This window comes from Nocardia cyriacigeorgica NBRC 100375 (genome assembly GCF_000308555.1).
Taxonomy (GTDB): Bacteria; Actinomycetota; Actinomycetes; order Mycobacteriales; family Mycobacteriaceae; genus Nocardia; species Nocardia cyriacigeorgica.
In genome coordinates, this window is record NZ_BAFY01000190.1 from 22,006 (window position 1) to 47,206 (window position 25,201).

The 25,201-nt window shown below is 69.6% G+C and carries 18 protein-coding genes; 9 read left to right on the plus strand and 9 right to left on the minus strand.

All coding sequences use genetic code 11. From position 1 onward, the window contains the following. Positions 1-29 precede the first annotated feature (29 nt). Positions 30-1,373, plus strand: a complete 1,344-nt coding sequence (locus RJ05_RS18955) for an ABC1 kinase family protein (protein ID WP_036539026.1) — start codon at positions 30-32, stop codon at positions 1,371-1,373. A gap of 42 nt (positions 1,374-1,415) precedes the next feature. Here the strand turns inward: RJ05_RS18955 and RJ05_RS18960 are convergent, their stop codons facing one another. The 4 genes from RJ05_RS18960 to RJ05_RS18975 all read right to left on the minus strand — a co-directional run bounded on the left by RJ05_RS18960 (position 1,416) and on the right by RJ05_RS18975 (position 5,226). Then, complete coding sequence (locus RJ05_RS18960; protein ID WP_036539027.1) at positions 1,416-1,973, minus strand: hypothetical protein; 558 nt, start codon at positions 1,971-1,973, stop codon at positions 1,416-1,418. Between the two features lie 208 nt (positions 1,974-2,181). Then, entirely contained in the window at positions 2,182-2,505 is a 324-nt protein-coding gene (locus tag RJ05_RS18965; protein WP_014352469.1) for a WhiB family transcriptional regulator, read from the minus strand. A gap of 137 nt (positions 2,506-2,642) precedes the next feature. After that, a complete protein-coding gene (locus tag RJ05_RS18970; protein WP_138445661.1) occupies positions 2,643-2,963 on the minus strand; it encodes a hypothetical protein in 321 nt (106 codons plus the stop codon). A 106-nt stretch (positions 2,964-3,069) separates the two neighbouring features. Continuing rightward, on the minus strand, positions 3,070-5,226 hold the full coding sequence (locus RJ05_RS18975) for an ATP-dependent DNA helicase UvrD2 (RefSeq protein WP_036539029.1): 2,157 nt from the start codon (positions 5,224-5,226) through the stop codon (positions 3,070-3,072). 154 nt (positions 5,227-5,380) lie between these two features. Here RJ05_RS18975 and RJ05_RS18980 point away from each other — a divergent pair, with 154 nt between their 5' ends. Continuing rightward, positions 5,381-5,611: a mycoredoxin gene (locus tag RJ05_RS18980; RefSeq protein ID WP_174343951.1), complete on the plus strand. Its 231-nt coding sequence runs from the start codon at positions 5,381-5,383 to the stop codon at positions 5,609-5,611. A gap of 29 nt (positions 5,612-5,640) precedes the next feature. Here the strand turns inward: RJ05_RS18980 and nudC are convergent, their stop codons facing one another. Together nudC and RJ05_RS18990 are read right to left on the minus strand one after the other, a co-directional pair. Then, on the minus strand, positions 5,641-6,540 hold the full coding sequence (nudC, locus tag RJ05_RS18985; RefSeq protein WP_036539030.1) for an NAD(+) diphosphatase: 900 nt from the start codon (positions 6,538-6,540) through the stop codon (positions 5,641-5,643). A gap of 34 nt (positions 6,541-6,574) precedes the next feature. Continuing rightward, entirely contained in the window at positions 6,575-7,645 is a 1,071-nt protein-coding gene (locus RJ05_RS18990) for a potassium channel family protein (RefSeq protein ID WP_174343952.1), read from the minus strand. Between the two features lie 175 nt (positions 7,646-7,820). Here RJ05_RS18990 and RJ05_RS18995 point away from each other — a divergent pair, with 175 nt between their 5' ends. Beyond that, positions 7,821-8,231: a DoxX family protein gene (locus RJ05_RS18995; protein WP_036539031.1), complete on the plus strand. Its 411-nt coding sequence runs from the start codon at positions 7,821-7,823 to the stop codon at positions 8,229-8,231. Here RJ05_RS18995 and RJ05_RS19000 read toward each other — a convergent pair. After that, positions 8,206-11,565, minus strand: a complete 3,360-nt coding sequence (locus RJ05_RS19000) for an ATP-dependent helicase (RefSeq protein ID WP_036539032.1) — start codon at positions 11,563-11,565, stop codon at positions 8,206-8,208. The two genes, RJ05_RS18995 and RJ05_RS19000, sit on opposite strands and share 26 nt — an antisense overlap. Then, positions 11,562-16,007, minus strand: coding sequence for a PD-(D/E)XK nuclease family protein (locus RJ05_RS19005; protein WP_234012086.1), 4,446 nt, complete (start codon positions 16,005-16,007; stop codon positions 11,562-11,564). The genes RJ05_RS19000 and RJ05_RS19005 overlap by 4 nt, the downstream gene beginning before the upstream one ends. A gap of 94 nt (positions 16,008-16,101) precedes the next feature. Here RJ05_RS19005 and RJ05_RS19010 point away from each other — a divergent pair, with 94 nt between their 5' ends. The 4 genes from RJ05_RS19010 to RJ05_RS19025 all read left to right on the plus strand — a co-directional run bounded on the left by RJ05_RS19010 (position 16,102) and on the right by RJ05_RS19025 (position 19,876). Next, complete coding sequence (locus RJ05_RS19010; RefSeq protein WP_036539045.1) at positions 16,102-16,878, plus strand: alpha/beta fold hydrolase; 777 nt, start codon at positions 16,102-16,104, stop codon at positions 16,876-16,878. Beyond that, complete coding sequence (locus RJ05_RS19015; RefSeq protein WP_036539034.1) at positions 16,878-17,186, plus strand: MGMT family protein; 309 nt, start codon at positions 16,878-16,880, stop codon at positions 17,184-17,186. Before RJ05_RS19010 ends, RJ05_RS19015 begins: the two co-directional genes overlap by 1 nt. Positions 17,187-17,266: 80 nt before the next feature. Then, complete coding sequence (locus RJ05_RS19020) at positions 17,267-18,010, plus strand: VOC family protein (RefSeq protein WP_036539035.1); 744 nt, start codon at positions 17,267-17,269, stop codon at positions 18,008-18,010. Between the two features lie 105 nt (positions 18,011-18,115). Next, positions 18,116-19,876, plus strand: coding sequence for an NTP transferase domain-containing protein (locus tag RJ05_RS19025; protein ID WP_036539036.1), 1,761 nt, complete (start codon positions 18,116-18,118; stop codon positions 19,874-19,876). Positions 19,877-19,932: 56 nt separating this feature from the next. Here RJ05_RS19025 and RJ05_RS19030 read toward each other — a convergent pair whose 3' ends face one another. Further along, positions 19,933-20,367: a YdeI/OmpD-associated family protein gene (locus RJ05_RS19030; RefSeq protein ID WP_036539037.1), complete on the minus strand. Its 435-nt coding sequence runs from the start codon at positions 20,365-20,367 to the stop codon at positions 19,933-19,935. Between the two features lie 361 nt (positions 20,368-20,728). Here RJ05_RS19030 and RJ05_RS19035 point away from each other — a divergent pair, with 361 nt between their 5' ends. Beyond that, positions 20,729-24,463 (plus strand): nitrate reductase subunit alpha, encoded by a 3,735-nt coding sequence (locus tag RJ05_RS19035; protein ID WP_036539038.1) that lies wholly within the window; start codon positions 20,729-20,731, stop codon positions 24,461-24,463. Positions 24,464-24,474: 11 nt separating this feature from the next. Further along, positions 24,475-25,201, plus strand: a 727-nt coding sequence (locus RJ05_RS19040; RefSeq protein ID WP_036539046.1) for a 4Fe-4S dicluster domain-containing protein, incomplete at its 3' end; no start/stop codon positions are given.

Below are 25,201 nucleotides of genomic sequence, written 5' to 3' on the forward strand. Positions count from 1 at the left end.
GCGACGGCCCGGTCCGCCATGATGGGTACGTGTCCGAGATCGTGCGCCGCAGCTCCTCCCGCAACGCGAAGTTAGCCAAGATTCCCCTCGGGATCGCCGGACGAGCCGCTGTCGGTTTCGGTAAGAAGCTGGCCGGGGGTGACAAGGGCGAGATCAACGCGCAGCTGAATCAGAAGGCCGCCGAGCAGCTGTTCACCGTCCTCGGTGAGCTCAAGGGCGGTGCGATGAAGTTCGGCCAGGCGCTCAGCGTCATGGAGGCCGCGGTTCCCGAGGAGTTCGGCGAGCACTACCGCGAGGCGCTGACCAAGCTGCAGGCCGCCGCCCCGCCGATGCCCATCGAGACCGTGCACCGGGTGCTCGATCAGCAGCTCGGCACCCAGTGGCGGACCAGGTTCCAATCCTTCGACGACGCCCCCGCCGCCTCGGCCAGCATCGGCCAGGTGCACCGCGCGGTGTGGTCGGACGGGCGCACGGTGGCGGTGAAGGTGCAGTACCCCGGCGCCGACGACGCCCTGCGCGCGGATCTGAAGACCCTGTCGCGGATGACCGGCCTGATCTCCTCGGTCATCCCAGGCGCCGACGTGAAGCCGATCCTCGCCGAGATCACCGAACGCACCGAGGAAGAACTCGACTACCGCAACGAGGCGAACAATCAGCGCACCTTCGCCAAGGCCTACGACGGGCATCCGGAGTTCGTCGTACCGAAGGTGGTGGCCAGTGCGCCGAAGGTGATCGTCACCGAATGGCTCGACGGCACACCGGTTTCCGCGATCATCGCCGCGGGCAACGCCGATCCCGAAGGCACCCGCGAACTGCGCAACCGGGTGGCGACCCTGATGGGCCGATTCCATTTCTCCGCACCGGAACTGGCGGGCCTGCTGCACGCCGACCCGCATCCGGGCAACTTCATGATGACCGCGGAAGGCAAGCTGGCCGTCATCGACTTCGGTGCCTGCGCACCGCTGCCCAATGGTTTCCCCGAGCTGCTCGGCCGGATCCTGGCGCTGGCGGTCGACGAAGAATTCGCCGAACTCACCGCGCTGCTGCACGAGAACGGCTGGGTGATTCCGGGGCGGGTGATCACCCACCAGGAGATCGCAGACTACCTGCGCCCCTTCACCGATCCGATCAAATCCGATTCGTTCCACTTCACCCGCAAGTGGATGCAGCGGGTGGCCGGGCGCGCCTCGGACTTCAACAGTCCGGAGATGAAGACCGCGCGCGCCCTGATGCTGCCCGCCGAACACGTCATGATCTTCCGGGTGCTGGCCGGCTCGATCGGTATCGCCGCTCAACTCGATGCGGAGGTGCCGTTCATGCAGCTGGCCGCGACCTGGATGCCCGGGTTCCGGGAGCAGCGCAACAGCGCGTAGCGCCCTGTCACCCTCCGGCGGCGCCCCCGGGTGTTGCCGGGGTCAGCCCGCAGGCGGCAGCTGGGGCGTCTCGTGGAGGTTCACCACGACGGCGGTGTCCCCGTACGGGGCAGAGCCCATGGTGATGCCGTGGTAGAGCCGAGCCAATCCCGCACGCACCCCGTACTTCGCACGTAGACCCGTGCAGATCTTGTCGAACAGCGGTCCCGCACCGACGAATTCGGCGACGCCCTGATGCTGGCGGGAGCCGACCGCGGCCCTGCCGCGCCAGTCACCCGCCTGCACGATGACGCGCCGATCACGGGCCAGATGCTGGGTCTCCAGCGAGTAGGACGAGGTCCGGAAGGCGAGCCTGCCGCGATCGATCGGCACCACCAGATGTGTAGTGGTGGTCCAGCGACCCGTCGGATCGGCCCGGGTCACCAGGACGGTGCGCGCATCCCACCACAGCATGCCTGGATGCCATTCGCTCGGCCATTCGGCCGGCACCGGCGGGTTCTGCGCGGCATATCGGTTCGCAGGCAGGTTTGGGTGGGCGGGTGCGGCGGCCCGACCGTTGGGGGCGATGGTGGCAACGGACTGGCCGAAAGAGTGATTCATGCGAAACCTCCGGGACACGGTTGCGGTTCTCCACCCCACACTGCGGAAAACCTGAAACTCAAGGCATAGATTTCATATAGCAAGGAACTGAGATATCCGCAAGGTGCGGTCGTACCGAGAGCACGAAATTCCTACTCCCCCAACATAAGACAACCGCCCAGCCGGATCGGCTGGGCGGTTGGTCGTTCGGCGGCCGTAGGCGCGGCCATCAGACGCATGTCGCGACCTTACGGGGACGGCCACGCGGCCGCTTGCGAGCGATCACGACACCCTGGTCGAAGATCTCCCCGCCCCACACGCCCCACGGCTCACGGCGATCGATGGCAGCGCTCAGGCAGCCCTTGCGGATGGGGCAGGACGCGCACAGCGCCTTGGCCTGCTCCAACTGGACCGGGCTCTCGGCGAACCACAGGTCCGGGTCCCCTGCCCGGCACGGCAGGGTGGTGGTGACCTCCTGGTCACGGGGAGCGGTTGCCACGGTTCGGCATGTCACGTCAGCAGTGGCCGTCGGCCAGCTCTCTGCGGTGAACACGTCGTTCTCCTTCAGCTCGTTTGCAGCGGTTCGGTGTCGTTCATTCCGCGAAACCGGAGCTGCCGGCTGAAGGGCCGGAGAAATCTGGCCACGGTTTCGCTTCTTGCGATCCGTGGCCAGGAGGCGGGGAGTGTTCCCTACCTAGGTCGACATCTGAGTCGAGTCCTGATCACGGACGCTGGGTGTGCGTTGCGGAGGCGTGCTGCCTGCACCGGGTCGTTACCGGCTTCGGCGGCAAAGGCGCCGGCGACTGCGAACGCAGCGGCCGGATGCCAGCCCGCGCGGGGCTTGTCCTGCGGATCGATGAGAATCGGAGTGGGCGCGTAGTCCAGGTGCGTGCCGAACCCACCGACGCCGGACAGACCGATCCCCTGCATGGCGAGGATCCCCCGGGAGGCAGAAACAGCCGACGTGGTCGCGTCGGTGCCCATCACATCGAAAGCGGTGATGCTGTTCATTTCGTCTGCCTCCCTCCTGTACTCGTAATCTGTCTGAACTGTGCGCGCCGGGATGGCCTCCCGTTGCGTGCTACCCACCGTATGCGATCTCGGAAGAACCGACAACCTATTTTCTACCTGCGGTTTTGTGATTCTTTCCGGTCCGCGAGCGCACGAGCGCGATGACGTCGGCGCCGTACTGTTCGATCTTGCGGGCACCGATTCCCGAAATCGCGGCCAGAGCAGCGTCATCGGTGGGCAGCTGTTCGGCGATGGCGGTGAGCGTGGTGTCGGTGAACACGCTGAACTCGCGCAGCCGCTGAGCCTGTGCCTTCTCGGCGCGCCATTCCTGCAGCGCGGCAAGCAGTTCGGCGTCGAGTTCGGCGGGGCATTTACGGCAGCGGCCCAGCATCGTCGAGTAGGTGCCGATCAGTGGTTTGGCGCAGATGCGGCACAGCGGGCGGGCGCCGTCGGCGGCGCGCTCGGTGGCCGGCGCGGCGATCCGCGAGGCCGGCGAATCGTCGGGGACCAGGCCGTTGAGGAAGCGGGAACGACGCCGGGTGCGACGGCCGCCCTCGTTGCGGGCCAGTGCCCACGACAGCCGCAGATGTTCGCGTGCCCTGGTGACGCCGACGTAGAGCAGGCGGCGTTCCTCCTCGAGCGCGGCCTGATCGGCGACCGAGCCGTCGTCGGCGAGCACGTGCGCGATCGGCAGGGTGCCGTCGGACAGGCCGACCAGGAAGGTGGCGTCCCATTCCAGGCCCTTGGCCGCGTGCAACGACGCCAGGGTGACGCCCTGGACCGTCGGTGGGTGCCTGGCCTCGGCGCGCGCGGCCAGCTCACGCAGCAGGCCGGGTAGGTCGAGCTGCTCGTCGTGGGTGGTGAGTTCCTCGGTCAGTTGCACCAGCGCCATCAGCGATGACCATTTCTCCCTGGCCTGCGCGCCCGCGGGTTCGATGGCGGTGAGCCCGAGCGGGGCCAGCACCGCGCGCACCAGAGTGACCAGCGCGGCGCCGGTGCGAGCCTGATCGGGCAGGTCGTCGCGGGCCGCGGCCTGACGCAGCGCCTGCACGGCCTGGCGGACCTCGGCGCGGTGGAAGAATCCTTCACCACCGCGCACCTGGTACGGGATGCCGCGCTCGGTGAGGGCCTGCTCATAGGTTTCCGATTGCGCGTTGATCCGGTAGAGCACCGCGATCTCCGAGGCCGGTGTGCCCGCGGCGATCAGCTCGGCGATATCCCGGGCGACGCCGGCCGCCTCGGCGGGCACGTCGTCGTATTCGGTGAACGTCGGCTCCGGCCCGTCGGGGCGCTGGCCGATCAGCTGCAACCGGGTGCCCGCGATGCGACCGCGCGCCATCCCGATGACCCGGTTGGCCAGCGACACCACCTGGGGTGTGGAGCGGTAGTCACGTTCGAGCCGGATGACGGTGGCGTCGGGGAAGCGCCGCGAGAAATCCAGCAGGTGGGCGGGGCTGGCGCCGGTGAAGGAGTAGATCGTCTGGTTGGCGTCGCCGACGACGGTCAGGTCGTCGCGATCGCCGAGCCAGGCGTCGAGCACTCGCTGCTGCAAGGGCGTGACGTCCTGGTATTCGTCGACGACGAAACAGCGGTAGCGGCCGCGGAATTCGTCGGCGACGGCCGGATAGTCCTCGAGCGCCGCGGCGGTGTGCAGCAGCAGATCGTCGAAGTCGAGCAGCAGACCGTCCGGTGAGGTCTTGAGCGCTTCGTAACCGGTGTAGACCTGCGCGATCCGCTGGGCGTCGAACGGGAGATCGCGGTGCCGGCGGGCGGCGGCGGCCGGGTAGTCCTCGGGTGCGATGAGCGAGGATTTGGCCCATTCGATCTCGCTGAGCAGATCGCGCACGCTCTCGGTGCCCGAGGGCAGACCCACCCGGTGCGCGGCCTGGGCCACCACCGGGAACTTGCTGTCGAGCAGCCGCCACGGCACATCGCCGACGACTTGCGGCCAGAAGTAACGCAGCTGACGCAGCGCCGCCGCGTGGAAGGTGCGCGCCTGCACCTGGTTCGCCTCACCGCCGAGGCCGAGCGCGCGTAACCGTCCGCGCAGCTCCCCCGCCGCGCGCGCGGTGAAGGTGACCGCGAGCACCTGGTCGGCCTTGACCTGCCCGGCCGCGACCAGATGCGCGATCCGGTAGGTGATGGTCCTGGTCTTGCCTGTTCCCGCACCCGCGAGCACGCACACCGGCCCGCGCGGCGCCCGCACGGCGGCGGCCTGCTCGGGGTCGAGGGCGGAGAGATCGAGTGCGGGCACGCGCTCCATCATGACAGCGCCCACCGACAACGGGGCGGCTGCCGGGCCATGCCGCGGCCGACGGACGCGAGCATCTGTGATGGGCGCGGCACCGGCGGTCAGGAACAGGAACGCGCCACCGGGCGTTGCATTGTCCGTGACCGAGCAGACTCCTGACCTGACGATGTACTCGACCACCTGGTGCGGCTACTGCCGCAGGCTCAAGAAGCAGCTGGACGAGGCGGGCATCAGCTATGTCGAGATCGACATCGAGCAGGACCCCGCATCCGCCGAGTTCGTCGGCAGCGTCAACGGCGGCAACCATGTGGTCCCGACGGTGAAGTACTCCGACGGCTCGACCGCGACCAACCCGTCGCTGGCCCAGGTCAAGCAGGCGCTGGCCGCCATCTCCTGACCACACGCACCACCTGACCCACCCCGCGCTCAGTCGAGCGCGGCCCAGGATTCCACGATGGTGCGGGCGATCGAGATCGAACCGGGCAACAGCAACCTGGCCTCGTCCGAGCGGTTCGACCAGTCGCCCGCCGCCAGCGCGTCGCGCACCTCGGCGCGGGTGAACCAGTGCGCGTCGGCGATCTCGCCATCGGAGAACACCAGTGGCTGCGCGGGATCGGCGACGGCGCTGAAACCCAGCATCAGCGAGCGCGGGAACGGCCACGGCTGACTGCCGAGATAGTGGATCTCGCTGACGTCGAGCCCGACCTCTTCGCGCATCTCACGCTCGACGCAGCGCTCGAGCGATTCGCCGGCCTCGACGAACCCGGCCAGCAGCGAGAACAGCGTCTCCGGCCAGCTGTGCTGGCGGGCCAACAGCACCCGGTCGCCGCCGTCGTGGATCAGGCAGATCACCGCCGGATCGATGCGCGGGAACTCTTCGAGCCCGGTCTCCGTGGTGCGTGACCAGCCGCCCTTGACCGCGATGGTCGCGGTGCCGTCGGCGGCATGGAAACCGGCCTTGTCGTGCCAGTTCAGCAGGGCGAGCGCGGTGGACAGCAGCCCGGCGGTGAAATCGTCGACGGTGGCGGCCATCGCGCGCAGATCCAGCAGCGAGCCGGTGAGTTCGTGGTCGCGGACCGCCCACAGGTGCACACCGTCGGCGACGCCGAGGAACACCGCGGCCGGATCCGGTTCGGCGGCCAGCTCGACCGCCAGATCGAAGACCAGGGCGCCGTCATCGAAACGCACCTGGCCACGTCGATTGATCCGCAGCAGCTTCGCGGTGGACCAGCCCTCCTTCAACGCCTGCGGGTCGGCGCGCACCTCCTCGGCGCGGTCGAGGGCGGAACGGGACAGCAGCGGAACGCTGTTGAGCTGGAATGCCACAACGCCGAGCTTAGTGGAGGCCGGATGAGGCCGATCAACGCCCGGCGCGGCGCAGATACAGCAGCTTGTCGCCGTGGTCGAGGGCGTCGACCTCCGGTTCGCCGACGCGGATCAGCTCGCCCGCGCGCACCACGCCGAGCACGATGTCGCTGAGGTGGCGCGGCGATCCGCCGACCTCACCGGGCTCGACCTCGCGTTCGGCGACCGCGAAGCCCTGCTCCGGGGTCAGCAGATCCTCGATCATCTCCACCACCGTCGGTTTGGTGGTCGCGATGCCGAGCAGCCTGCCCGCGGTCTCCGAGGACACCACCACCGAATCGGCGCCGGACTGGCGCAGCAGATGGGTGTTCTCGGCCTCGCGGATGGAGGCGACGATCTTGGCGCTCTTGGTGAGTTCGCGAGCGGTCAGCGTGACCAGCACCGCGGTGTCGTCGCGGTTGGTGGCGACCACGATCGATGAGGCGTTCTGCACACCGGCCAGCCGAAGCACATCCGACTGCGAGGCCGAACCGTGCACGGTGACCAGGCCGGCGTTGGCGGCGGCCTCCAATGCGACGGAGTCGGTGTCGACCACGACGATCTCACTCGGTGACGCGCCGTCGCCGAGCATGGCGTCGATCGCGGTGCGGCCCTTGGTGCCGTAGCCGATGACGACGGTGTGATTGCGCACGCTGTGCCTCCAACGCTGAATCTTGAATGCCTGGCGGGACCGTTCGGTCAGCACGCTGAGCGTGGTGCCGACGAGCACGATGAGGAACAGCACGCGCAGCGGGGTGATGACGATGATGTTGACCAGCCTGGCCAGCGGGGTGACCGGCGAGATGTCGCCGTATCCGGTGGTCGACAGCGACACCGTCGCGTAGTACAGCGCGTCCAGGAACGACAGCGGATTCTCGGAGGCGTCCCGGTAGCCGTCGCGGCCGACGTACACCACCAGCGCCGCGGTGAACAGCAACCCGATCGCGAACAGCACCCGGCGCGTCAGCGAGATCCACGGGCTGGTTTGGGCTTCGGGAATGCGCAGCACACCCACGAGAGCGAAGTCCGGCCGGTCGGTCAGCCGCCCCAATCCGCTGCGCGCGCGATCACCCAGATCATCGAGCAACGCACTCACCGGTCCCTGTTTCCCCGGCGCCGATCCCGGTCGATGTCACCGGTTCCGGCATTGTTTCTCCCTCCGGCACAGCACGGGAGCCTACCCCGTCACCGCGCCGGTCGAGCGCCTCGACGCGACGAGGCGAGGCTGCCGCGGCACCGGACACCCGCTTAGAGTGGGCGGCATGGCAGTTTCCGAGTCCACCGCACCCGATACCAGCCGCAAGCCGGCGCTGCTCATGGCAGCGGCGCTGTTCGGGATGGGTGTGCTGCATTTCGTGGTTCCCAAGCCGTTCGATTCGATCGTGCCGCCCAAGCTGCCGGGCCGTGCGCGCACCTACACCTATGCCTCCGGTGTGGCCGAGATCGGCGTGGCGAGCGCGCTCGCGGTGCCGCGCACCCGGCGCCTGGGCGGCCGGCTGGCCGCCGCGCTGTTCATCGCGGTCTTCCCGGCGAACATCCAGTTCGCGGTCGATTCGATGAGCAGTTCGAAGGCGGGGTGGCCGATCAAGCTGATTTCCGTGCTGCGGCTGCCGTTCCAGGTTCCGATGATCACCACGGCGTTGTCGATCAGCCGTCGGGCGCCGCGCGCCTGATCAGCCCGGTCAACTCGCTCGCGCCGGGCAGGTCGACCGGCGCGACGGTGCGGCCGCTGCGCACATAGTGGAACGCGGCGCCGATCCGGCCGAGCAGCTCGTCGGGGTCGGCGCCGGTGCGCGCTGCCGTCAACCGGGCCCAGGCCAGGCGATAGACGGCGAGCTGCACCGCGACCGCCGGTTCGTCGGCGGCGTTCGGCTCGGCGCCGGTCTTCCAGTCCACGACGGTCCAGCGGCCGTCCGGTTCGGCGAAGACCGCATCCATCCGGCCGCGGATGACGGTGCCCGCGATGGTGGTTTCGAACGGCACTTCCACCTCGATGGGGCTGCGGTGCGCCCAGCGCGAGGACAGGAACGCCTCCTGCATGCGCGCGAGTTCGGCGTCGGCGCTGTCGGCGGTGTCGGCGGCGCCGGGTAGTTCGTCCAGGCCGAGCAGCCGGCCGGCGGCGAACCAGCGTTGCACCCAGGCGTGGAAGGCGGTGCCGCGCCGGGCCAATGGGTTCGGCGGATACGGCAGCGGACGACGCAGCCGGGCCGCCAGCCGAGCCGGGTCCGCGCGCAGCTCCACCAGCGCCGTCGCCGGCAGGCTGCTGGGCAGCTCCACTTCTTCGACGACGCCGGTGGCGCTGCGATGTTCGGCCAGTAGGGCTTCCACGTCGGCGGCCCAGCCGTCGGGGTCGTCCTCGTCCTCGGATGGTGGCTGCGCCGGATCTGCCGACAGTTCCGTCATCGCGGCACGTACCAGCTGCGCGCCCTGTTCGATCGGCGCGCGGCGGCGGCCGAGCGGATCGCGGGGCCAGTGCGCGGTGGGCGGGTTGTCGGTGAACGGGTTGACGGCCTCGGGTTCCGGCGGATCGTCCCAGCGGGCCAGTTCGGCGGCACCATGGGCGGGACTGTCCGGGTCTTCGACGGCCTGCTTCAGTTCGAGCAGGAAGTCCGAGGGCCCCTTGACCGACGGACTCGAATCCGACCAGTAGTGGCCCGAAACCAGCAGCATCCGTTCGGTTCTGGTGAGCGCGACGTAGAACAGCCTGCGGTCCTCGTCGAGGCGGCGGCGGTCGAGCGCGGCCTTGTGCTCCTTGATGGCGCGGTCCAGATCGGCACGGTCGTAGAGTTCGCTCAGGTCGAGGACGGGCACACCGTCGGCGCCGTCGTCGTCGCGGGCGCGGTCGCCGCGCAGCGCGGTGGGCAGTTCGGCGAGGGCGCCGAGCCAGCTGCCGGAGGCCTTGCCGGAGGGGAACACATCGCGCACCACATGCGGTACCGCGACGATCTCCCACTCCAACCCCTTGGCCGCGTGCACCGTGAGCACCTGCACGCGGTCCTTGGCCACCTCCACCTCGCCCGGTTCCAGGCCGTTCTCCACCGATTCGGCGGCGGTGAGGAACGCGAGCAGGCCGCTCAGCGAGGCACCACTGTCCCCGGCGTAGCCCGCGACCACCTCGGCGAAGGCGTCCAGATGTTCGCGGCCCGCGCCCGCACCGGACATGGCGCGCCTGGCCTGGGTTTCGACGCCGACGCCGATGGTGCGTTCCACGTCGGCGACCAGCTCGGTCAATGGCTGCCCGCTGCGTTCGCGCAGGGCCGCGAGTTCACGACCCAGCGCGACGATGCGCCGGTATCCGTCGGGCGAATACTGTTCGGCGGGACCGGGATCGGCGATGGCGTCGGCGAGCCCGGCTTGTTCGGCCGGCTCCGGGGCGACCTCGCGCAGCGCGACGGCCAGGGCCGCGCCGTCGGTGATATCGCCGGTGGCGGCGCTGCCGCGTCCGATCGACAACTCCCTGGCCCGCTGGGCCAGTGCCGACAGATCAGCGACCCCGATGCGCCAGCGCGCCCCGGTCAGGATGCGCACGGCCGCGCTGCCCGCGCCGGGTTCGGCGATCAACCGCAGGGTGGCGACGACATCGGCCACCTCGGGGGTGGCCAGCAGGCCGCCGAGTCCGACGATCTCCACCGGCAATCCCTGTTCGCGCAGGGCTTCGGCGATCGGTGCGGCATCGGCGTTGCGGCGCACCAGCACCGCGGAGGTCGGCGGCTGCGCACCGGCGTCGTGGCGGGCCTGCCAATCGGCGGCGATCCTGCTGGCGAACCACTCGCGTTCGGCGGCCACGGTGTCGGTGAGGGCGAGCGCGACGGTGCCTGGTTCGGCGGCGGGTTTGGCGCGCAGCGCGTCGACGGTGACACCACCGCCCTCGATCGCCTTGCGGCGCAAGGGTTCTGCCACCAGATTGGCCAGTGCCAGCGCCTCGGGCGGGTTGCGCCAGCTGGTCAGCAACGACAGCGTCGGCGCCGGCACACCGGGTGCGGCCGGAAAGTCGGTGGCGAAACGCGGGAGGTTGGCCGCGGAGGCGCCGCGCCAACCGTAGATGGACTGCATGGGATCGCCCACCGCGGTCACCGCGGGGCGATCGCCGGTTCCGTCGCCGCCGAACAACGCCGCCAGCAGGATGCGCTGGGCGTGGCCGGTGTCCTGGTATTCGTCGAGCAGGACCAGCCGGAAACGCGCCCGTTCGGCGGCACCCACCTCCGCGTGCTCGGCCGACAGCCGCGCCGCCAGCGACATCTGCGCCCCGAAGTCCAAGGCGCCGCGCCGGCGCAACGCCTCACCCAATTGCCGCACCAGCGGCAGCAGCGCCACCCGCTCACGCTGCACCTTCAGGATCTTCAACAGTTCCTGACTCGGCCCGCCGCGCTGCCGCGGGCCGGCGGGCAGGGTGTGCACCAGTTTCTCGAGTTCGGTATGCGCCTCGGCCAGTTCCTCGGGCTCCACCAGATGTTCGGCCAGTTGCCCGGACAGCGCGAGTACCGCCTCGGTGACCGATACCGGCGTGCGTTCGGTGTCCAGATCGCCGTCCCAGCTGCGCACCACCTGATGGGCCAGCTGCCACAACTGGGTTTCGGTGAGCAGCGTCGCCGAGGGCTCGACCGGCAGCAGCAGGCCGTGTTCGGTCAGCAGTCTGCCCGCGTACGAGTGGTAGGTGCTGATCTCCGGTTCCGCGCCGGCCAGCGCGGCCCGCAAACCGCCGCTGGGATCGAGTTCGCGCAGCAGCGGTGCTCCGGCGAGCCGGGCCAGCCGGGTGCGGATGCGGGTGGTCAACTGCTGGGCCGCTTTCCGGGTGAAGGTCAGGCCGAGCACTTCATCGGGCAGCACCAGGCGATTGGCCACCATCCAGACCACGCGCGCGGCCATCGTCTCGGTCTTGCCGGCGCCCGCACCCGCCACGACCAGCGTCGGCCCGGGCGGGGCCGCGATCACCGCCGCCTGCTCGTCGGTGGGTGGCGGTAGGCCGAGAGCCTCGGCGAGCTGCCACGGCGTGACCCGCGCACTCATTCGTCGGTCACCTGGCGTCCGGTGTCCTGAACCGGGCAGCTACCCGCCACGGCGCAGTGCCGGCAGCCGTCATTGCGCATGGCGAGATAGCTCGGACCCTTGGTGGCGGCGGCCGCCTCGTGGATGGTGCCGCGCCAGGTGTGCAGGGACTCGGCGTCGAGGGGTTGCTGGGTGCGCTGGGTTGCGCCGTCGCGGGTGTGCGGTTTGGCGACGTAGACCAGGCGGGCGCCACCGGGTTCGCCGAGCTCGACGTGGGGAGCGCTCGGTGCGGTGGAATCGTGTGTCCCGACCTGCTCGTCGGCGGAACCGCGAGCAAGATCGCCGGGCTCGTCGGGATCACCGGAATCTTCGGTATCGCTACGCCCGTCGACGTCGCCGGGCTCGCCGCCATCGCGGCGCTCGTCGATAGCGCCGCGCCTGTCGGGATCCCCGGTCCCGTCCGGCTCCGTCGATGCCTGCCCGAGATCGCTTCGCGTACTCCCGGATTCGTCGTAGAGCGCATCCAGGGCGCCGAACGCGGCGGCGACCTGATAGGTGGCCAGCTGGGCGTGGTCCTCGGCGGCCTTGACGGAGACGGGGTTCTTGCCGGTCTTCACATCGACGATGACGAAGCGGCCCTGCGCGTCCCGTTCGAGGCGGTCCACCCGGCCGCGGATCCGCACCGGCGGCTCGTCCTCGGAGCGCGGCGGCAGCACACAGTCGACCGGCACCTCGATGCCGACCTGGGTGAGTTCGCCTCGGGTGTTGTCCACCCAGGCCAGGAAGGTTTCCAGCATGGCTTCGGTGCGGCGGCGCTCCTGCCGGGAATGCCAGCCCTGATCGGTCTCGACCGACTGCCAGACCGCCTGAAGCGCGGCCCGCACCTGGCTGGTCGGCACTTTCCCGGCCAGCGCCTGGACCAGCGTGTGCACCAAGTTGCCCTTGACCGCGTGCGGATTGTCGCCATCGGTGCCGCCGTGGCGTTCCAGCGCCCAGCGCAGCGGGCAGGTGCGCAGCAGTTCGACCGTCGACGGTGAGAGCGCGACCGCGGATTCGTCGTCCTCCCACAGCGGGCGTTCGGAACTGAGTTCGGCGGTGCCGTACCAATCGTCGGGGGCGGTGCCGCGCACACCCGCGTCCGCGAGCCGGGCGAGATGGCGTGCGGCCCGGCGTCGGCGCTGCGGATCGGCCTCGGGATCGCAGACCACGCCGCGCAATTCGGCGACCAGCGAACCCATCACCAACGCGCGACCGGGATCTTCGACCGGCAGCGCGCCCGGTTCGCCGTCATCGTCGTGGCCCAGCAGCTCGGCCAGGAACCGCGAAGGCACCAGATCACGGTCGCCCGTCACCGATTCCACCGCGGTGACCAGCAGCGATCGCCGCGCGCGGCTGCACGCGACCAGCAGCAGCCTGCGCTCCTCGGCCAGGATCGGGGCGGCCCGGCTCATCCGTTCGCCCTCGGTGAGCACGCCAGCGGCGACGTCGACCAGATCCTCGGTGTGCAGCAGGGTCCCGCGCGGACGCGGATCCGGCCAGATCCCTTCCTGCACGCCCGCGACCGCCACCACCTCCCATTCCCGGCCGGCGGCCGCGTGCGCGCTGAGCAGCTCGACCGCCTCGACGGGACTGGTTCGCACCGACGTATCGTGCGGAATCTCCTGATGCAGCAGGTATTCCACGAAGCCCTCGATGCCTGCGCGCGGCAGCCGGTCGACGTAGGCCGCGGCGGCGTCGAACAGCGCGACCGCCGCATCCAGATCGCGATCGGCCTGGGCGCCGGCGGCGCCGCCGCGCTCGGACTGGGCGACCCAGCGCCGCTCCAACCGCGACCCCGTCCACAACGCCCACAGCACATCCTCGAGGCCACCGCCACGCTGCCGCATCTTGCGCGCCCGGTCCAACGCGGTCAGCGCCCGCCGCAGCGGCGCGGATTCGACCTCGGTGAGGCCGGTGAGAATCCGCTGGTCGCCGACACCGAGCAGCAGATCGCGCAGGACCTCGGCGGAGGACTGCTCGGAGGGTGCGGAAGTGCGCCGGTCGCGCAGCAGCGGTTCGTCCGGAGAGCCGGCCGGTGTGCCGGATATCGGCTCGCGCGGATCGACAGTGCCGTCGGTATGGTCGAGCGCGATGCGCGCCGGGTCCTGCTCGGTGTTCGCCGGCGCGGCGTCGGCGCTGTCGTTGGCGGCAGGCTCGGCTGAAGCTTCGGCGTGGAGTCCTTCCGGAGTGAGGGTGAGTCCGTACCGATCCTCTTCGCGATCGAAAGGATCGAGGTCGATGCCGTACCAGTCGGTGTCGGCGGACAGGCGTGCGGCCTGCTCGATCGTCCACTCGGGGGTGATGTCGGCGTCGGCCGGGTCCGACGGCGGGAGAAGGTCGGGCGGTTCCGGCACGAGAGGGTCGGCCGGGATGTGGAGAGCGGCGTCGGCCGGGTCCGGCGGCGGGAGAAAATCGTCCAGCTCAGCGCCGGGATCGCCGGGGGCCGAGGGGGTTTCGATGTCGAACGGCGACAGCGTGTCGCTATGGCGAGCGGCGGCGCGTTCCAGGCCGAGTGCCGTGCGGCGGATGCCGCGGCGCAGGCGGCGCAGGGCGATCTGATCGGCGGCGCCGAGCGGGCCGGACAGCAGGTCGAGGGCGTCCTCGGGGGTGAACAGCGCTTCATGACGGTGCGGGGTCGCGGCCGCGTCGGCGCTCGTCGCGGCTTCGGAGGCGAGGATCGCGCGCAGTGAGGACAGCATCCAGGCCGCGCCGCGTCGCCGGGCCAACGGCGTGTCGAGGGCGGGCTGACGTACGGGGACACCCGCGGCCAACAGGGCGCGGCGCAATGGCGGCAACGACAGCGGGACCGACCGCACCACGACCGCCATCTGCGACCACGGCACCCCCTCGGTGAGGTGGGCGCGGCGCAGATGGTCGGCGATCAGCGCCGCCTCTTTGGCAGGCGTGGCGAGCACCCGGACGCGAACGTCGGCACCGGACTCGGACGCGGTATTCGCTCGCTCGCCCACCTTCGGGCGTTGCGGTGCGCTGCCGGGCAATCTGGCCGCGACCCTGGCCACCGCCAACCGCACCGCTGGCACCGAACGATGGTTCTCGCGCAGCACGATGCGCTGACGGTCGGGTACGTCGAGGTCGAGCAGGAAACGCGGATCCGCGCCGCGGAAGGCGAACACACCCTGATCGGGATCACCGGCGACCACGGTGACGGCCGCACCCGCGCTCAGCACCCGCACCAGCATCGCAGCCTGCGGGTCCAGATGCTGGGCGTCGTCGACCAGCAGATACCGCAACCGATCCCGTTCGGCGGCCAGCAGCTTCTCATCGGTGGCCAAGGCGTCCAGCGCCGCACCGACGAGTTCGGCCGCATTCAAGGCCGGCGCCGACGCCTCCGGCGCGGCCACGCCCACCGACCAGCGCAGCAGCATCGCCTGCTCGTAGCGCGCTGCGAACCGGCCCGCCGCCACCCATTCGGGCTTGTCCCGCTCACGACCCAGCCGGATCAGATCCTCGGGACCCAGACCTCGCTCGGTGGCCCGCAGCATCAGATCCCGCAGCTGATCGGCGAACCCGGCCAGTCCGAGCGCGGGATGCAGCCGCTGCGGCCACAGGTGGGTCGCGCCCTCGGCGATATCGATCAGGTCGCCACGCAACATCTCCCGCAGCACCGCATCCTGCTCGGATCCGGTCAACAACCTCGGCGGCGGATTGCCGTGCGTGACAGCATGTCGGCGCAGCACGGAGAAGGCATAGGAGTGGATCGTGCGCACCAGCGGTTCGCGCGTCGCACCGGGGACTCCGGCGAAGTGCGCCGCATCGGTCGCGGCATCGCGGGGCTCGGGAGCCGGCGCCGCATCGAGCGAATCGCCGGCTTCCTCGAACGGCGACGCAGCGTCCGCCGCCGGCCCCGCATCGACAGACTTCGCCCGCATGCTGGTCGATGCCCGCATCGCGCCGGTATTGGGCCGGGCCCCGGTTTCCGGACCGGTCGGGCTGTCTCGCCTCGACCCGTCGCCGCTGTCCAACACGGCGTCCAGCTCGTCGAGGGCAAAGAGTCCCGCCTCGTCCCACGGCGCTTCCGGGTCCGGCGGCGGTTCGAACAGGCTGTCGCCGGGTCCGGGATCATCCGGCGGCGAGGCTGGTGCCGGCCCGACCTCGACCGGCGCCGACAACCGCGCGGTGATCGCATCGCGCACCACGGCGGCCGCGTTCTTGGAGTGGGTGAGCAAGAGCACCGACTCCGGGTCGGCGCCCGCGGCGATGCGGTCGGCGGCGAGGTCGACCAGCAGCGCGGTCTTGCCGGTGCCCGGGCCGCCGAGGACTTGCCACACACCGGTGCCGGGGCGAAGCGATCCCGGGTCGGCGGCGGTGGCGAACAGCGCGCGGACCTCGGCGCTCCAGACCCTGGGTCCGGGCGCCGCCACTTTCCGGCGAACCAGCCGCACGGCGTTATCCGATCGCACCACGGGGGCTATTGCAACAGACGAGGCCGACACTCCCGTCGGCGGCGCCGCGCCGCCTGGTGCTGCGACGGATCTGGTCAACGGTCAAAATGTCATCGTGTCCCCACTCCACGTTCACCGTTTCGGACCACGCACCGGCCCGGTCGTGCTCGCCCTGCACGGGGTGACCGGCCACGGCAGGCGGTGGGCCGACCTGGCCGAACGGCTGCTGCCCGATGTCCGCATCGTCGCCCCCGACCTGCGCGGACACGGTCGTTCCACGTCGCTTCCGCCCTGGAATTTCGAGACGATCGTGCACGATCTGGTCGAGCTGCTGGCCGAGGAGACCGACGAACCCGTCGTACTGGTCGCGCATTCCTTCGGCGGCGCCTGTGCCCTGCATCTGGTGCACAACCATCCGCAACTGGCCCGCAACCTGGTGCTGCTCGATCCGGCCATCGCACTGGACCCGACGCGCCTGCACGAGATCGCCATGTCGACGCTGGCCTCCCAGGACTACGACGACGTCGAACAGGCCAGGATGGACAAACTGCACACCGGCTGGGGTGATGTCGCGCCGGAGCTGTTGCAGGCCGAGCTCGACGAACACCTGATGCCCACCGCGAACGGTCGGGTGGGCTGGCGGATGAGTCTGCCCGCGATCAACTCCTATTGGGGCCAGCTCGCCCGCCACTACGTGCTGCCACCGCAGCAGCTGCCGACGGTGCTGGTGCAGGCCATGAAGGTGGATCCGCCGTTCGTCACCCCGGAGTTCCGGGAGGCGCTCACCACGCATATGGGCCCGAACCTGACCGTGCACGAATGGGATTGCGACCACATGGTGGCCCAGGCCCTGCCCGAGCGGACCGCCGAACTCATCCGTTCCGTGCTCTGATGCCGACCAGCGACGCCGAGATCGAGCGGGTCCGCGAGCTGGTCGCCTCGATCCCGTGTGGGCGGGTGGCCACCTACGGCGATATCGCCGCGGCGGCGGGTCTGTCGACCCCACGCACCGTCGGCTGGATCATGCGCACCGATTCCGCCGATCTGCCCTGGCATCGGGTGCTCGGCGCCGCCGGCCGCCCCGCGGCGCACCTGGCCGACAAGCAGCTGCGGCTGCTCGCGGCCGAGGGTGTCCCGGTCCGTGACGGCCGGGTGGATCTGCGTGCCACTCGCTTCGTCTTTCCCGATGACCCCCGCTGACCGTCCTTGGACGGGCGAACAGCACGCCGGGTAACACGCAATCCACCCCTGTCGAGCGAATCTGCGGTTACCGTTGAGTCATGACCACCCGTCTGGCGTGTGTGGTATTCGATGCGGACCAGCCACGTATGGTGGCGGATTTCTGGGCGCGGTTGCTCGGCTGGACGGTGACGCTGGACCGTCCGGGTGAAGTCGACGTCGCGGGGCCGGACGCCGCGGGCTCCGATCTCGCGCTGACCTTCATTCCCGCATCCCGTGCCAAGACCGGCAAGAACCGGATCCATCTCGATGTGGCCAGCCGCTCCACCGACCATCAGCGCATGCAGGTCGATCGCGCGATGGCGCTCGGCGCACGCGCGGTCGATATCGGGCAGGGTGCCGTCCCGTGGACGGTGCTCGCCGACCCGGAGGGCAACGAATTCTGTGTGCTCGAGCCGCGCGAGGAATATGTGGATACCGGCGCGGTGGCGGCGATCGTGGTCGACACCTTCGATCCGCAGCGGCTCGCGCAGTTCTGGTCGGTCGCCTCCGGGTGGCCGATCTCGCGGGCCGGGTCGCCGGTGACCGGCCTGCGCTCACCGACCGGTCTGGGTAGCTGGCTGGAATTCGTCGAGACCTCCGAGGCGAAACAGGGCCGCAACCGGCTGCGCCTGGATGTCGCCGCATTTCCCGCCGACGACCCGACCGCCGAGGTCGCCCGGCTGAGGGCCGCGGGTGCGCGCACGATCGAACCGTCCGGCGCCGAACCGGGGCTGCCGCTGGCCGACCCCGAAACCAATGAGTTCTACCTGCTCGCACCCGACTACGACGGCTCGGCGCTCTGAAACCGTCCCACGGTGCGCGCGCAGTAGGCGGCGCGCGCCGCGCGGTCGCCGGAGGTCGCCGAACTAGCATGGACCCATGTCGAACCACAGCGAGGGCCGCGGCCGGTGACGGCCGCTGACGCGATCGTGCTCGCCGGAGGCCGGGCGAGCCGGATGGGTGGTGTCGACAAACCGGCGATCGTCATCGGCGGGCGGTCGATGCTGAATGTCGCGCTCGACGCGGTCGCGGCGTGCGGACAGACCGTCGTCGTCGGGCCCCGGAGGCCGGAACTGGATCCGGCCGTCCGCCAGGTGCGCGAGGTGCCGCCGGGCGCTGGACCGGTCGCCGCGATCGGCGCCGGGCTGCGCGCACTCGGCGCCGAGGCCGCACCGCGCATCGTCGTACTCGCCGCGGATCTGCCGTTCCTGACCGAGTGGGCGGTGGCCGATCTCCTGCGGCGCAGCGATCAATCCGGGGCCGACGCGGTGTTCGCGGCCGACGAGTCCGGCCGCCCGCAATACCTGATCGGCGTGTGGCGCCGCGACGCGCTGACCGCCCGGCTCAGCCGGCTGGACTCGCTGGTCAACCAACCGATGAAGGCCCTCGTCCCGGACGACACGGTGATGGTGCGGTTGAACGGCATCACCGACTGCGACACCGACGAGGAGGTGCGTGCGGCCCGAGCCGCCATCGACGCCGGTCATGACCCGCGACATCAGCCGCCGCCGTCGACGCTCGATGCGGCGCGACAAACGTTGCGCGACAACCTGTCCAGGCTGACGTCCTACCACACCGAACTGTTCGAGGTCACCGGCGCGACGCTGGCGGCGCCGATCCGGGCGGCCGGGCCGCTGCCGCGTTTCGACGTCTCGGCCATGGACGGTTACGCCGTCGCCGGTGACGGGCCGTGGCGTCTGCGCGCCGACATCGGTTTCGCGGGTGGGCAGCGCCCGGTCGGGCTGCTCCCCGGTGAGGCGGTGCGCGTGGCGACCGGCGCGCACGTCCCCGACGGCACCACGGCCGTGCTGCGCGACGAGTTCGCCGACGTCGGCGACGACCATCATCTGCGCAGGCTGCCCGACACCCCGATCCGCGGCGATATCCGACGCCGCGGCGAGGATCTGGAGCGCGGTGACCTCATCGCCGAGGAGGGCACGCCGGTCACGCCCGCGCTGATCTCCACCGCCGCCGCGGTGGAGATCCCGGAAGCCGCCGTGCGTGGGCCGGTGCGAGCCCGAATCATCATGACCGGCGACGAGATCCGCGCCTCCGGCCCGCTACATGGCGGGCAGACCCGCGATTCCATCGGACCGATCCTGCCGCATCTGCTGGCCCGGCACGGTATTCGCACCGTCGACCGGGTCCATCTGCGCGACACGCCGCACGGCTTCGACGAAGTGCTCACCGGCACCGACGGTTTCGATCTGCTGGTCGTGGTGGGGGCGACCGGCTCCGGCGCCGCCGATCAACTCCGGTCCGCCCTCAGCCGCGCCGACGCCCGCATCCTGGTCCATCGTTTGCGGCTGCGTCCGGGCGGCTCCACCGTCGTCGCGGAGCTGAACTCGGGTGCGACGGTCCTCGGCTTGCCGGGAAACCCGTTCGCCGCCGTCGCGGTGCTCACCGCCCTGGCCGGTGCGGTGGTCGAGGGTCGCACCGGCGCACATCCGGCGCGACCGATCCTCGGACCGCTGCACAACGCGAGCGAGATTGCAGGCCCGGTTCCGCGCATCGTCCCCGCGATGGCAGACCCGAGCGGCGGCTGGCGCGGCGAAGCCGCGGTCCGCACCGCCCACCTCGGTGGGCTACTCGGTCACGACGGCCTCGTCATCGTGGCTGCCGATGCCCGTGACGGCGCGCTGGTGGAGTTCATGCCGCTGCCGGGCTGATCAGCACCGGGCCGGTCCGAGCAACGGCCGTCCGTTCCATGGTGCGGCCATCGAGTTCAGCTCAGCTCACCCACGATGGCTTCGATGCGATTGATCCGGGTCTGCTCGCGTTTGGCCTCGGTGACCCGGCGGACGGCGTCGTGGCGTCTGGAATAGGGCAGCTCGTCGAATCGCGTGCGCAGGCCGGCGGTGTCCAGTGCGGCGGCCAGATCCTCGGGTACCTCGACCGTGCGTTCGGAGGTGTCGCGTTCGACGGTGACGGTGACGAGGTCGCCGGGCTCCTTACCGAGCTCGGCACGGATCGCTTTCAGCATGCCGAGGCATGGGCCGGCGCCCATCGAAACGATCGATCCGATGTAGTCGACGTCGTCGAAGCGGGCGCGCACGGGTATCCGGCCGCCCCCGCCGAGCTCGGCGATGATCTCCTCGGGCACGGCGACATACGCGCCGCCGCCGACCGCGGATTGGATTCGTGCCCGGAACTCGGCCATGGCCGCAGAATATCGCGACCGCGCTCGATATCCGGCAATTAATGCGTGAATAGGAGTGGTGCCCGCCACTTCCGCTGTGTTAACAAATGTAAAGCGACCGAGAAGCCGCGGTTTCCAAAGCTTCACCGACGGGCCGGAAACCGGCCGTCGCACTGCCGCCCACCGGCGCTCGATGACCTGTTTTCCCAGGTCGAGCCCGCTAACGAGGTACCGAACCTACCCGGCGGAATGACAACCGGGTTGCGCTCACCTCACAGCTCACCTGAACGCATTGAGCGCTGTGAGAGATTCGTTTGGACGCCGGTCGCCGCCTCCTTACAGTCGGGGCATCAGCCCGATTTCACCGCTCGAAGGGGGCGTCGTGGTTAATTCACGCACTCAGGGTTCCGCGCCCTCCGATCCGGCTCACCGGCCCGACGCCGGCGACGCTCTCCTGCGGCTGGGCAAATACTTCCATCGCGGCGAAATCTCGGCCGACCACCGCACCGTGCACAAGACCGGCGGCCGTAGCGCCGACGAGTTCTACCGCGATCGCTGGTCCCACGACAAGGTGGTGCGCTCCACTCACGGCGTCAACTGCACCGGCTCGTGTTCCTGGAAGATCTACGTCAAGGACGGCGTGATCACCTGGGAGTCGCAGCAGACCGACTACCCCTCGGTCGGATCCGATAAGCCCGAATACGAGCCGCGCGGCTGCCCGCGTGGCGCATCGTTCTCCTGGTACACCTACTCCCCCGCCCGGGTGCGCTACCCGTATGTGCGCGGCACCTTGCTCGAGCTGTACCGCGAGGCCAAGGCCCGGCTCAAGGACCCGGTGCTGGCGTGGGGCGAGATCGTCGAAGACCCCGAGAAAGCCAAGGCGTACAAGGCGGCTCGCGGTAAGGGCGGCTTCGTCCGCGCGGAATGGTGGGAGGCCGCCGAGATCGCGGCCGCCGCGCATGTCTACACGATCAAGCAGTACGGGCCCGACCGGGTGGCGGGGTTCTCGCCGATTCCGGCCATGTCGATGGTCAGCCATGCGGTGGGCGCGCGATTCATCTCGCTGCTCGGCGGCTCCATGCTGTCGTTCTACGACTGGTACGCCGACCTGCCGGTGGCCTCACCGCAGGTGTTCGGCGACCAGACCGACGTGCCGGAATCGGCCGACTGGTTCGACGCCGGCTACCTCATCATGTGGGGCTCCAACGTCCCGGTGACCCGAACCCCGGACGCGCACTACATGACCGAGGCCCGCTACCGCGGCCAGAAGGTCGTCGTGGTCTCCCCCGACTACGCCGACAACACCAAGTTCGCCGACGAATGGGTGCCCGCCCGCCCCGGCACCGATGCCGCGCTGGCCATGGCCATGGGTCACGTGGTGTTGAAGGAGTTCTTCGTCGAGAAGTCCACCCCGCGCTTCCTCGACTACATCAAGCGCTTCACCGATCTGCCGTACCTGATCACCCTCGACGAACGCGACGGCGTCTTCGTCCCCGGCAAGTTCCTCACCTCCGCAGACCTCGGCAGCGACGCCGAGGCCGCGGAGTTCCGCACCGTGCTGCTGGATGCCGACGGAAATCCGGTGGTACCCAACGGATCTCTGGGCGACCGTTTCGGCGAGGACGGCACCGGACGCTGGAATCTGGATCTCGGGGACGTCGATCCCCTGCTGACCCTGCACGGCCGCACCGACGACGCTGCGGCCGTGCAGTTCCCTCGCTTCGACACCGACACCCCGGATGTGCTGACCCGCGGCGTGCCGACGATGTTCCTCGCGGGCAAGCGCGTTACCACCGTTTTCGATCTGCTGCTGGCGCAGTACGGTGTGGCCCGCAGCGGTCTGCCGGGCAGCTGGCCCACCGGTTTCGACGATGCCTCCGAGCCGTACACCCCGGCTTGGCAGGAGTCGATCACCGGCGTGCCCGCCAAGCAGGCCGCCCGCATCTCCCGCGAATTCGCCGATAACGCCGACCGTTCCGGCGGCCGTTCGATGATCCTGATGGGCGCGGGCACCAACCACTGGTTCCACTCCGATCAGATCTACCGCGCGTTCTTCACCCTGACGCTGCTGACCGGCTGCCAGGGTGTCAACGGCGGCGGCTGGGCCCATTACGTCGGCCAGGAGAAGTGCCGTCCGGTGACCGGCTGGTCCACCCTGGCCTTCGCCACCGACTGGCAGCGTCCGCCGCGCCAGATGCAGGGCACCGTGTTCTGGTACCTGACCAACGATCAGTGGCGCTACGACCCGTTCACCTCCGACACCTTCGCCTCCCCGCTGGGCGAGGGCCGGTTCGCCGGACGGACGGCCGCCGACAATATCGCCCTCGCCAGCCGTCTCGGCTGGATGCCGACCTATCCGACCTTCGACCGCAACCCGCTCGACCTGGCCGACGAGGCCGAGCAGGCGGGCAAAACGCCGGCCGAGCACGTGGTCGACGGCCTGAAATCCGGCGACCTGAATTTCGCCTGCGAGGACCCGGACGCACCGGAGAATTTCCCTCGCGTCCTCACCGTGTGGCGGGCCAACCTGCTCGGCTCCTCCGGTAAGGGCAACGAGTATTTCCAGAAGCATCTACTGGGCTGCGGCTCCAACCTACAGACCACCGACGCCACCGGCGTGCGGCCGCAGGAGCTGAACTGGCGCGAGGATGCGCCCACCGGCAAGCTGGATCTGCTGCTGTCGCTGGACTTCCGGATGACCAGCACCACACTGTTCTCCGATATCGTGCTGCCCGCCGCCACCTGGTACGAGAAGCACGATCTGTCCTCCACCGACATGCACCCGTTCGTGCACGCCTTCTCCCCCGCCATCTCCCCGCCGTGGGAGGCCAAGACCGATTTCGACGCCTTCCACCGGATCGCGCGCGGCTTCTCCTGGATGGCGGAAAAGCATCTCGGTGTGCGCAAGGACATCGTCGCGGTGCCGTTGCAGCACGATTCGCCCGACGCGATGGCGCAGGCGGGCGGGCGCGTGCTGGACTGGAAAGCCGTTGAATGCGAACCGATTCCGGGTAAGACCATGCCGAAACTGGTGGTGGTCGAACGCGACTACGGCAAGATCGCGGAGAAGATGGCCGCGCTCGGGCCGCTGGTGGAGACGCTCGGCCTGACCACCAAGGGCGTCACCACACTGCCCGATCAGGAAGTCGAATACCTGGCGGGCATGAACGGCACGGTGGTGTCGGGCGTCGCGCAGGGACGGCCGTCGCTGGCCAAGGACACCCACGCCGCCGAGGCCATCCTCGCGCTGTCGGGCACCACCAACGGCCGCCTCGCCGTCGAAGGTTTCGAGGCGCTGGAACGGCGCACCGGCACCGAAATGGCCGATCTGGCCGCCGAACACGAGGGCAAGCGGATCACCTTCGCCGACACCCAGGCCCGCCCCGTGCCGGTCATCACCTCCCCGGAATGGTCCGGCAGTGAGACCGGCGGCCGCCGCTACTCCCCGTTCACCATCAACAAAGAACGGCTCAAGCCCTGGCACACCCTCACCGGGCGCCAGCACTTCTACCTCGACCACGACTGGATGATCGAACTCGGCGAACAGCTGCCGATCTTCCGGCCCCCGCTGGACATGACGGCGCTGTTCCGCGAACCGAACGTCGGCGAGGTCGGCGAACGCGGCGTGACGGTGCGCTACCTGACCCCGCATTCGAAGTGGTCGATCCACTCCGCCTACCAGGACAACCTGCACATGCTCACGCTCTCGCGCGGCGGCCAGACGATCTGGATGTCGGAGAAGGACGCCGCGAAAATCGGTGTGGCCGACAATGATTGGATCGAGGCGATCAACCGCAACGGTGTGGTCGTGGCCCGCGCCATCGTCAGCCACCGGATGCCCGAGGGCACCGTGTTCATGTACCACGCCCAGGACCGGGCGGTGGACGTGCCGCGGATCGAGGGCCCCGACGACAGCGCGGCCTCCGGAAAGCCCTTCAACGGCAAGGGCAAGCGCGGCGGTATCCACAATGCGCTTACCCGGATCATGATCAAGCCCTCCCACCTCATCGGCGGCTACGCCCAGCAGTCGTTCGCCCTGAACTACCACGGGCCGACCGGAAACCAGCGCGACGAAGTCACCACCATTCGTCGGCGCAGCCAGGAAGTGGAGTACTAACTATGCGCGTCATGGCACAGCTGGCGATGGTCATGAACCTCGACAAATGCATCGGCTGCCACACCTGTTCGGTCACCTGCAAGCAGGCCTGGACCAACCGCGGCGGCACCGAGTACGTCTGGTTCAACAATGTGGAGACCCGGCCCGGTCAGGGCTACCCGCGCCAATATCAGGACCAGGAGAAGTGGAAGGGCGGCTGGGCGCTGAACAAGCGCGGCAAGCTGACCCTGAAGTCCGGTTCGCGAATGAAGCGGCTGCTCAACATCTTCGCCAACCCGGACCTGCCGACGGTCGAGGACTACTACGAACCGTGGAGCTATGACTACGACAACCTGCTGTCCTCACCGCCCACCGACACCACCCCGGTGGCCCGGCCGAAATCGCTGATCACCGGCGAGGACACCAAGGTCACCTGGGGCGCCAACTGGGACGACGACCTGGGCAGTGGGCCCGCGCAGGTCGGTAAGGACCCGCTGCTCGGCAAGCTCGAAGACAAGGTGAAACTGGAGTTCGAAGAGACCTTCATGTTCTACCTGCCGCGCATCTGCGAGCATTGCCTCAACCCTTCGTGTGCCGCGTCGTGCCCGTCGGGTGCGATCTACAAGCGCGCCGAGGACGGCATCGTGCTCGTCGACCAGGATAAGTGCCGCGGTTGGCGCCAGTGCATCACCGGCTGCCCGTACAAGAAGATCTACTTCAACCACAAGACCGGCAAAGCCGAGAAATGCACGTTCTGCT

What these genes read in the sequence shown, in the direction of transcription:
- RJ05_RS18960 (WP_036539027.1), bottom strand. Translation starts at nt 1,973, where the DNA reads ATGAATCACTCTTTCGGCCAGTCCGTTGCCACCATCGCCCCCAACGGT.
- RJ05_RS18970 (WP_138445661.1), bottom strand. Translation starts at nt 2,963, where the DNA reads ATGAACAGCATCACCGCTTTCGATGTGATGGGCACCGACGCGACCACG.
- RJ05_RS18975 (WP_036539029.1), bottom strand. Translation starts at nt 5,226, where the DNA reads ATGGAGCGCGTGCCCGCACTCGATCTCTCCGCCCTCGACCCCGAGCAG.
- RJ05_RS18980 (WP_174343951.1), top strand. Translation starts at nt 5,381, where the DNA reads ATGTACTCGACCACCTGGTGCGGCTACTGCCGCAGGCTCAAGAAGCAG.
- RJ05_RS18995 (WP_036539031.1), top strand. Translation starts at nt 7,821, where the DNA reads ATGGCAGTTTCCGAGTCCACCGCACCCGATACCAGCCGCAAGCCGGCG.
- RJ05_RS19000 (WP_036539032.1), bottom strand. Translation starts at nt 11,565, where the DNA reads ATGAGTGCGCGGGTCACGCCGTGGCAGCTCGCCGAGGCTCTCGGCCTA.
- RJ05_RS19015 (WP_036539034.1), top strand. Translation starts at nt 16,878, where the DNA reads ATGCCGACCAGCGACGCCGAGATCGAGCGGGTCCGCGAGCTGGTCGCC.
- RJ05_RS19020 (WP_036539035.1), top strand. Translation starts at nt 17,267, where the DNA reads ATGACCACCCGTCTGGCGTGTGTGGTATTCGATGCGGACCAGCCACGT.
- RJ05_RS19030 (WP_036539037.1), bottom strand. Translation starts at nt 20,367, where the DNA reads ATGGCCGAGTTCCGGGCACGAATCCAATCCGCGGTCGGCGGCGGCGCG.